Origin of the sequence: Sphingomonas sp., from assembly GCF_051962185.1 — a bacterium.
Lineage (GTDB): Bacteria > Pseudomonadota > Alphaproteobacteria > Sphingomonadales > Sphingomonadaceae > Sphingomonas.
Genome location: NZ_JBQCCN010000174.1, coordinates 1 through 8,256, shown reverse-complemented (window position 1 = coordinate 8,256; position 8,256 = coordinate 1). Strand labels below are relative to the sequence as shown.

Genomic DNA, 8,256 nt, shown 5'->3' with positions numbered 1-8,256 from the left:
TGGCTATGCCGACCTCGCCGCCAAGTCCTACGGCCTGATCGGCAAGGCCAACCAGACGCCGGGGCTGAACCAGGTCTATACCTTCTTCGACACCAACACGCCGCGCGTCTTCGCCGATATCGACCGCGCCAAGGCCGACCTGATCGGCGTGCCGCCGGAGCGCGTGTTCGAAGCGCTCAACGTCTATCTCGGCTCGGCCTATGTGAACGACTTCAATCTGCTGGGCCGCACCTATCGCGTCACCGCGCAGGCCGATGCGCCGTTCCGCGCCACCGTCGCCGATATCGCCAACCTCAAGACCCGCTCCAATTCGGGCGAGATGGTGCCGATCGGATCGGTCGCAAATTTCAGCGACCGCACCGGTCCCTATCGCGTCGTCCGCTACAACCTCTTCCCCGCGGTCGAGGTCGATGGCGACACCGCGCCGGGCTATTCGTCGGGCCAGTCGCTCAAGACGTTCGAGAAGCTCGCGGCCGACAATCTGCCGGGCGATTACGGCACCGAATGGACCGGCATCGCCTTCCAGCAGAAAGCGGCGGGCAGCACCGCCGGCGTAGTCTTCGCGCTCGCCGTGGTGTTCGTCTTCCTGGTGCTGGCGGCGCAATACGAGAGCCTCGTCCTGCCGCTGTCGATCATCCTGATCGTGCCGATGTGCCTGCTCGCGGCGATGGTCGGCGTGAACCTGCGGGGGATGGACAACAACGTCCTGACCCAGATCGGCCTCGTCGTCCTGATCGCTCTGGCAGCGAAGAACGCGATCCTGATCGTCGAATTCGCCAAGCAGGGCGAGGAGCAGGACGGTCTCAGCCCGGCGCGCGCCGCGGTTCGTGCCGCGCAGACCCGGTTGCGTCCGATCCTGATGACCAGCTTCGCCTTCATCCTGGGCACCGTGCCCCTGCTGATCGCGAGCGGCGCGGGATCCGAGCTTCGCCAGGCTTTGGGCACCGCGGTGTTCTTCGGGATGATCGGCGTCACTGCCTTCGGCCTGCTGTTCACCCCCACTTTCTACGTCGTGTGCCGCGCGCTGGGCGATCGCATCGCCCACCTGCGCGGCAAGCGGCCCGCCGCCGGCTCGGACCTGTCCGGATCGCTGCAGCCGGCCGAATGAGGAGTCACGCCATGCGTCCGCTTCGTATGATTGCCCCGATGGTTTCCGCGCTGGCGCTCGCCGCCTGCGCGGTGGGGCCGAACTACACCCCGCCCGCGACGCCCTCGGCGGCCGCCGGCAAGTTCGTCTCGGCCGCCTCCCCGGCGCTGAGCGACGATCCCGCCGCGTCGAACTGGTGGCGGCTCTATCAGGATCCGGTGCTCGACGGGCTGATCGCCGATGCGCTCAAGTCCAACACCGACATCCGCGTCGCGGTCGCGCATCTCGAAAAGGCACGCGCGTCGCTCCGTGGCGCGCGCAGCGACCGGCTGCCCTCGACGGGGCTCAACGCCGGCGCCACCTATGGCCGCCTGCCCGAAAGCCAGCGTGCGCCCGGCTCGCCGCGTGAGGACTGGTCGATCGATACCGGCCTCTCGGTGTCGTACGAGGTCGACCTGTTTGGCCGCGTCAGCCGCGGGATCGAGGCGGCGCGCGGCGACGAAGCCGCCGCCGCGGCCGATGCCGACGCGGTCCGCGTCGCGGTGGTCGCCGACACCACGCGGGCCTATGCCGACGCCGCCTCGGGCGCGGCGCGGCTGAAGGTCGCCAACCAGATCGTCGACCTGCTCGACAAGTCGCTATTGCTGACCCAGCGTCGCCACGACGCGGGGCTCGCCACCCAGCTCGACGTGTCGCGCATCGCCACGCTGCGCCAGCAGCGCGCCGCCGACATCCCCGCGCTGGAAGCCGACCGCCAGGCCGCCTTGTTCCGCCTGGCGACGCTGACCGGCCGCGCGCCGGCCGACCTGCCGGCCGCGGCGGGCGAGCGCAACGTCGGGCGCGAGATCACCCAGCCGATCCCGGTCGGCGACGGCACTGCCCTGCTCAAGCGCCGCCCCGACGTGCGCGCCGCCGACCGCAGGCTCGCCGCCGACACCGCGCGGATCGGGGTCGCCACCGCGGACCTCTACCCGCACATCACGCTGGGCGCCTCGGTCGGCTCGACTGGGCCCAATATCGGCGACGTGTTCGGGGGCGGCCCGCTGCGCTGGCTGCTCGGGCCGCTGATCAACTGGGCGTTCCCCAACCAGGAAGGCGCGCGCGCCAAGATCGCCGCCGCCAAGGCCGATACTCAGGCGTCGCTTGCGACGTTCGACGGCACGGTGTTGCGCGCGCTCGAGGAGACCGAGACGTCGCTCAACGCCTATGCGCGCGCGCTCGACCGCCGCGTCGCCCTGAAAGCAGCGCGCGACGAGGCGGCGAAGGCGGCCGCGATCACGCGCGCGCAGCAGCGCGAGGGCACGGTCGATTCGCTTGCCTGGCTCGATGCCGAGCGTACCTACGCCGAAACCGAGGCGGCGCTCGCCGAACAGGACGCGCGGATCGCCGACGCCCAGATCGACGTGTTCCGCGCGCTGGCGGGCGGCTGGTCGTGAGGACTGGCCGCCCTCCCCGGGCGTCAGCCGGAATGCCCGGCGAGCACCGCCGTCAGCGCTTCATATTCCGCGCGCAGGCAATCGCCCACGAACTCCAGCCCCTGCGCGGTCAACCCGACCAGGGTCCGGCGCGCATCGTCGGGGTCGGACATCCGCGTCACATAGCCGCCTTCCATCAGCGCGATGACGTGGCGCAATCCCGTCGAATGCGGCGCACTGCTGGCGAGACAAGCGTCGCCGGTCGGCACCGCCCGCTGCTCGGACGCCGAGATGAACAGGTCGAGCAGGATGTTCCACTGCGAGCTCACCAAACGCAGCCCCGATGAGACGCAGGCGCGGCGACCCGATGTCTTGAGCACGAACCTGGCGTAGGCGATCAGATCGGGATCCGCGGTCCGATACCGGAAGTCGCGCGATCCGATTTCTCCCATATCCGCCGCTGCCGATGCGCGGAGATCGACCCGATCATCAAACTCACCAATAGTGGCACTGCCCAATAAGGCTGGGTGCTGACGTAAAGCTCCTTTGGGAATGCCGGATTCATGATTGCGGGAAAGTGCGCGAGGCACCCGGCTAACTGAGATGCTGCTGCCCATAGCGGCCAGAACCTTGTACTTTGACGTGCGATCACGATGAGAACGACGAGAAATACGATGTCGACGATGATCACACCCCAATTGGGCCCACGCCAATGGTTGCCGAACAGGTCGGCGAAGATCGAGGCGATGGCGGCAATCATATAAGCTGTTGCCACGCGTCGCTCGGTCACGCCGCCCCGAAACCATGCGAAAACGCACAATGCCGGAAACACGATGACGTAGACGACAAGACCGATAAAGAGAAAGATCTGCATAGGATTCGATCCCTATATCGGTCGACGAAATTACGCAGCCTTCACCTTGCGGCGCGGCGCGGCCATTTTACCGGCCGTGCAGCCCACGTCGGACCCATCCAGCCCCAGCGCATCGCGCGTGACGGCAAGGCGTTGATGGCATTTGATCGCGTCCTCACGCGCCTCGAACAGGTGAGCGAGCGAACTCGCCGCCAGAACGGCCGCGTCGTGACCGACCTCCATCGCCACACCCATTTCCATGCGGCCCCGGACGATCGAACCGATGAGGTCGGTCTGCGCGATAATCGCATGATCGATGCCGTTTTCGGCGGGCAGCAAGGCACGCATGATCTTTCGCGCCACCGCCATATTGGTCGTCGGGATGGACGTGAGATCGCTCGTTTGAATCGATGCAACGGACATGATTCCCCCTCCGCCGGCGCCTGGCGGCCCGGCAAATCAAGATCGAATGCTGGATGAAACGCCTAGAGGCGCTCGGTGAGCATGCGGATGGCGAGCATGTAGAGAGATACTGCCGTCACCATCAGCGACGCCGCGACCAGGATTGCGGCGATGGTCCCAGGATAGCTCAGGTCATTGGTCGGCCTTTCTCGTGTCGGGAACGGCCAGGGCAGCCGTCCGAGCCACGAGGAAGGCATCGGATCATGGTCGTTCTCAACGCCGGAAATTGCCGATGAGGAAAAACCCTCTAGCGCCGGCCCACTGCCCATCAGGGCGCGGACAGCGCTGTCGCGATCGTTGAAGCCCAGTTTGCGCACCGCATTGGCGATGTACGCATCGACCGTCTTCGGCGAGAGGTTGAGGTCGACGGCGATGTCCTTGGTTCGCTTATGCTGCGCGACACCCTTGAGACACTCGATCTCGCGGGGAGTCAGCGTAGAGAAATGCGAATCGTCCATCATGCCAAGCTAACGTAATGTCGCCCCATTTTGGACCGTTTAGTCTTTCTTGGATATCAAGAAAAACTGCCGACCCTGCCCCTCGTCCGGACTAAAAAGGCACGAACGCGATCGACCGATTTGGCTTTGCACGCCGATGAGCCGGTTGATAGACCCCTTTTGGGGGGAAACGCGTGGCGAGGATCGAACAGGGCAGCAATTCGGGACCATCGGGTAATCCTGAAGACGCGCCCAGATTGCTGTTGCTCGACCTGCTGTCCGACACGCGCGCCATCGCGCCGGAACGGATTGCCGCGCTCGGCGAAAGCAGCTGGAACGTCCTGCTCGACGCCATGCGCCAGCATCGTTTGGGGGCGTTGCTCCATTGGCAGCTCGAGCAACGGCACGCGGGGCTGGGGCTTCCGCAGACCATCCGCGACGAGGCCAGGCAGGCGTGGCGCGATGCGACCCGGCGGATGCTCGGCCTGCAATATGAACTGACCATTTTGAGTAAGTTGCTCGGCGCTGCCGGCATCCGCGCGATCGCGCTCAAGGGTGCCTTCCTGGCTTATCACGCCTATCCCGAGGCCGCCCTGCGTCCGATGCGCGATCTCGACATCCTGGTCCCCGAAGACCAGCTGGTCGACGCCTGGAACACGTTGCTCGCGGCCGGCGCGCGCTCCGCCGGCGAGGGCGACAGCGCCGAGGATCTTCGTCGCGATCACGCGCTCCATGCCGGCAAGCATCATCTGCCGGCGTTGCTGAGCCCCAGCGGCTTTTCGAAAGTGGAACTGCATCGCGGCGTCCAGAGCGCCGCCAGCGCGATGGAACGTGACCGCAACACGCTGTTGCTCCAGGGCGTGTGGGGTCACGCGATCACCTCGCCGATCGCCACGGCACCGATCGAGTTCCCGGCGCCGACCGACATGCTGCTGCATCTGATCATGCACGCGGCCTACGATCATCTACTCAACAACGGGCCGCTGGTACTGAGCGACATCGCCTTCCTGTTGCGCCGACACGCTGTCGACTGGGAGCGCTTCTGGCGCACCGCCGACGCACTGCAATCGATGCGCGGCGCCGTCCTGCTGCTCGATCTCGCCACCTATTACTGGCGCGACCTGCCGATCGAATGGACCGCCGCGGCGGCGCAACTGCGCGACGATCTGGGGGCGATCCGTTTATCGGCGTCGCTTTTGCTGCTGCAGGATCGCGAGTTGACTCCGGATATCTGGCGCAAGCGCGGCACCGGACAATCGGGCGGCCGTATCGCGCGGGCGGTCGGTCGCTTGCTGATCCCACGCGCCGAGATGGCGCTGCTCTATCCCGTCGATCCACGGTCTCCGCGTATCCTGCTTTGCTATCCGGCCCGCTGGTGGCGACTGGCCACCCGTCGCATCCCGGCTGCGTGGCGCACCGGCCAGCGCGGCGACCTGCGCCGTCAGGCCGAGATCGACACGCGTGTCTCGCGCTGGCTGCGGGTTTGAGATGAACGGCACGCCCCTTCGACTGCACCATGCACCACGCAGGCTCGCGGGTCTCATGCGGCCGGGGCCGCGGCGCCTGGCACACGCCTCGACAATCGCCGCGGGGGAACGGTCGGTCGGCCAATCCTGCCATCCCGCCCTTGGCGGAATCGCCGGTTTCGCCTCGCCCCGACTAAGGGACGGCGATGTCGATCGCGGTTGAGCAGATCCGTTTCGCGCCCGCGCCGACGTTGAGCTGGAATGACGTGGGCGACGAGTTGACCCTGTTCGACACCGCGACGGGGCAGTATTTCGCACTCAACGGCGGCGCCGTCGCGATCTGGCGAGAACTTGCCGCCGGACGAAATGCGGTCGAAGCAGCCGCGTCCCTGGCGATGCGGTTCGACAGTCCGCGCGGCGAGATCATGGCCGATATCGCCGCCTTTCTCCACGCAGCGCTCGACCGCGACCTGCTGATCGCGCGCGAATGAGCGCGATCGGCGGAATCGTCGCTTGGCGCGGCACCGTCGCGTCACGGGCGCTCGACGCCATGGTAGCCGCCGCGCCCGCATTTTCGGGCGGCAACGGCACGTCGTGGACGGACGACCAGGCCGGCCTGGTTCGCGTCGCGCTGGCGACCACGCCGGAAGCCGTCGCGGAAATCCAGCCGTGGCACGATCCCGCGCCCGGCCGGACGATCTGCTTCGACGGCCGCGTCGACAATCGCGCCGAATTGCGCGCGCTGCTCGGCGGCGACGCCCCACCGGCCGATGCGCCCGATTGCGCCATCGTATTGGCCGCGTGGCAACGCCTCGGCGAACGTCTGCTAGATTGCCTCGCCGGCGATTATGCCTTCGCGATTTGGGATGCGCGCGCAAGACAATTGACTTGCGCGCGGTCGCCGGTCGGCTGGCGGCCGCTGTGTTGGGCGGCCACCGCCGATGGCATCGCCTTCGCCACCGACCCGGCGATGCTGATCCGGGGCGCTGACATCTCGCGCGAGATCGACGAAAGCACGATCGGCGAGCATCTGTCGATGCGTTTCGTTACCGAGGTCCACACCTTGTGGAAACACGTCCGGCGACTGCCGCCCGGCCATCTGCTGACCGCCGACGGGCGCAGCATCAGGCTGCGGCGTTGGCTCGACGGCCCCTTCGACGACTTTTCGCACTTGTCGGATCGCGACCATATCGACCGCTTCACCCACCTGTTCGATCAGGCGTTGATCGCGACGTCGCGCAGCAGCGGCCCGATCGCCGCCCATCTGTCGGGAGGGCTCGATTCGTCCAGCGTCGTCTGCCGCAGCCATGACCTCGTCAGGTCGGGCGCGCTCGCGGCGATGCCCCGCCCGGTGTCGGCGCGTTTTCCGGGGGAGGCGTGCGACGAGGGTCGCTGGATCGAGGCGGTCGAGGCGCACTGCGATATCCGCTCGCAATCGGTTTTCGGCGCACCCTATGACTGGCGGGCGGCGGCTCGCTGGTCGGCCGGTACGATGCATCTGCCGTTGCGTCCCAATACCGCCGCGACGATCGTCGCGTCCTGCGACTGGCTGGCGGCCAATCGCCTGTCGGTGCTGTTGACCGGCGAAGGTGGCGACGACTGGCTGTCGGGCGGATTCGCGCATTTTCCCGACTTGCTGCGCGGCGGGCGGTTGCCGACGCTGCTCCGCGACGGCCTCTCGGCGGGCTTCGGCACGGCCTTCCCGCAACGATTGCGCTGGACCTTGTCGTCGGCGATCGGGCCGATCGTGTCGGCGCGGCGGCGCGCACGGGTGTTGCGCCCGCACCTCGACTTCGCCCTGACCGCACCGGACTGGATCGTACCGGACTGGGCGAGGCGTATCGACCTGTCCGATCGCTGGCGCGCCGCCGCGACGCCGCCGGCATCGCCGCTCCTGGCGCATCAGCAGCGCTATGCGATCTATTCGCTCGCGCGGCGTCAGATGAACATCGACAATCTGCTGGCCTATGTCGCCAGCCGGGGAGTCGAATTGCGGCATCCGTTCCACGACTTCCGCCTGACCCGGTTCCTGATGGGCGCGGCCGGCGGCATGCTGCGTCGCGGGGGCGTGCGCAAGCATCTGTTGCGCGAGGCGATGCGCGGCACCCTGCCCGAGCCGGTGCGGCAACGTCATGACAAGGCGAAGCTGACGTCGCCGATCTATGACGCGGTCGCGGCGCGATTGCGCGAGCGGCCGATCCACACGCTCGCCCCGGTGCGCAACGGCTGGGTCGAGGTGGAGGGCATCGCGGCCATCGAGGCCGAACATGCCGCCTGGCGCGCCGACGGCGCGCGCGGCAAGCCGCCCGCCAGCAATTACGGCGCGGTGTGGAACATCGTCGCGATCGACTTATGGCTCGAACAGGCCGCCGGCCTCGGTTGATCGTCGAGCCGGCTAGACTCGTTTTCTGATTGATTGAATCGAATGGGGATTCCCAAGCGGGTTGAGATCTGATTCAACCTGGTGGCTGGGGATGGAGGCCAGCGATCATGGCGAGACCCTATTCGAATGATCTCCGGGAGCGAGCGGCGTCGG

9 protein-coding genes are annotated in these 8,256 nt (G+C 67.2%); 5 read left to right on the top strand and 4 right to left on the bottom strand.

The window, feature by feature from the left end; translation table 11 throughout:
- Together ACTHJR_RS10905 and ACTHJR_RS10900 are read left to right on the top strand one after the other, a co-directional pair.
- Positions 1–1,108: efflux RND transporter permease subunit (locus ACTHJR_RS10905; protein WP_440523198.1), on the top strand; the 1,108-nt coding region annotated here is incomplete at its 5' end.
- 11 nt (positions 1,109–1,119) lie between these two features.
- The gene (locus tag ACTHJR_RS10900) at positions 1,120–2,523 is read left to right on the top strand and encodes an efflux transporter outer membrane subunit (protein ID WP_440523197.1); all 1,404 of its coding nucleotides are present in this window, start codon (positions 1,120–1,122) and stop codon (positions 2,521–2,523) included.
- Between the two features lie 23 nt (positions 2,524–2,546).
- Here ACTHJR_RS10900 and ACTHJR_RS10895 read toward each other — a convergent pair whose 3' ends face one another.
- From ACTHJR_RS10895 to ACTHJR_RS10880, 4 genes are all read right to left on the bottom strand, one after another.
- On the bottom strand, positions 2,547–2,831 hold the full coding sequence (locus tag ACTHJR_RS10895) for a winged helix DNA-binding protein (RefSeq protein ID WP_440523196.1): 285 nt from the start codon (positions 2,829–2,831) through the stop codon (positions 2,547–2,549).
- A 68-nt stretch (positions 2,832–2,899) separates the two neighbouring features.
- Positions 2,900–3,376 carry a hypothetical protein gene (locus ACTHJR_RS10890; protein ID WP_440523194.1) on the bottom strand — a complete coding sequence of 159 codons (477 nt, stop codon included), beginning with the start codon at positions 3,374–3,376 and terminating at the stop codon, positions 2,900–2,902.
- A gap of 30 nt (positions 3,377–3,406) precedes the next feature.
- The gene (locus tag ACTHJR_RS10885; RefSeq protein ID WP_440523193.1) at positions 3,407–3,778 is read right to left on the bottom strand and encodes a hypothetical protein; all 372 of its coding nucleotides are present in this window, start codon (positions 3,776–3,778) and stop codon (positions 3,407–3,409) included.
- A gap of 62 nt (positions 3,779–3,840) precedes the next feature.
- Positions 3,841–4,278, bottom strand: a complete 438-nt coding sequence (locus ACTHJR_RS10880) for a helix-turn-helix domain-containing protein (protein WP_440523192.1) — start codon at positions 4,276–4,278, stop codon at positions 3,841–3,843.
- Between the two features lie 170 nt (positions 4,279–4,448).
- Between ACTHJR_RS10880 and ACTHJR_RS10875 the strand changes: the two genes are divergently transcribed.
- The 3 genes from ACTHJR_RS10875 to ACTHJR_RS10865 all read left to right on the top strand — a co-directional run bounded on the left by ACTHJR_RS10875 (position 4,449) and on the right by ACTHJR_RS10865 (position 8,103).
- Positions 4,449–5,741, top strand: coding sequence for a nucleotidyltransferase domain-containing protein (locus tag ACTHJR_RS10875; RefSeq protein ID WP_440523191.1), 1,293 nt, complete (start codon positions 4,449–4,451; stop codon positions 5,739–5,741).
- A gap of 185 nt (positions 5,742–5,926) precedes the next feature.
- Complete coding sequence (locus ACTHJR_RS10870; RefSeq protein ID WP_440523189.1) at positions 5,927–6,211, top strand: PqqD family protein; 285 nt, start codon at positions 5,927–5,929, stop codon at positions 6,209–6,211.
- Positions 6,208–8,103 (top strand): asparagine synthetase B family protein, encoded by a 1,896-nt coding sequence (locus ACTHJR_RS10865; RefSeq protein WP_440523188.1) that lies wholly within the window; start codon positions 6,208–6,210, stop codon positions 8,101–8,103. Before ACTHJR_RS10870 ends, ACTHJR_RS10865 begins: the two co-directional genes overlap by 4 nt.
- The last annotated feature ends 153 nt before the right edge of the window (positions 8,104–8,256 follow it).

Excerpts from the sequence above, each read along its gene's own strand:
- ACTHJR_RS10900 (WP_440523197.1), top strand. The coding sequence starts at position 1,120 with ATGCGTCCGCTTCGTATGATTGCCCCGATGGTTTCCGCGCTGGCGCTC.
- ACTHJR_RS10890 (WP_440523194.1), bottom strand. The coding sequence starts at position 3,376 with ATGCAGATCTTTCTCTTTATCGGTCTTGTCGTCTACGTCATCGTGTTT.
- ACTHJR_RS10885 (WP_440523193.1), bottom strand. The coding sequence starts at position 3,778 with ATGTCCGTTGCATCGATTCAAACGAGCGATCTCACGTCCATCCCGACG.
- ACTHJR_RS10880 (WP_440523192.1), bottom strand. The coding sequence starts at position 4,278 with ATGATGGACGATTCGCATTTCTCTACGCTGACTCCCCGCGAGATCGAG.
- ACTHJR_RS10870 (WP_440523189.1), top strand. The coding sequence starts at position 5,927 with ATGTCGATCGCGGTTGAGCAGATCCGTTTCGCGCCCGCGCCGACGTTG.
- ACTHJR_RS10865 (WP_440523188.1), top strand. The coding sequence starts at position 6,208 with ATGAGCGCGATCGGCGGAATCGTCGCTTGGCGCGGCACCGTCGCGTCA.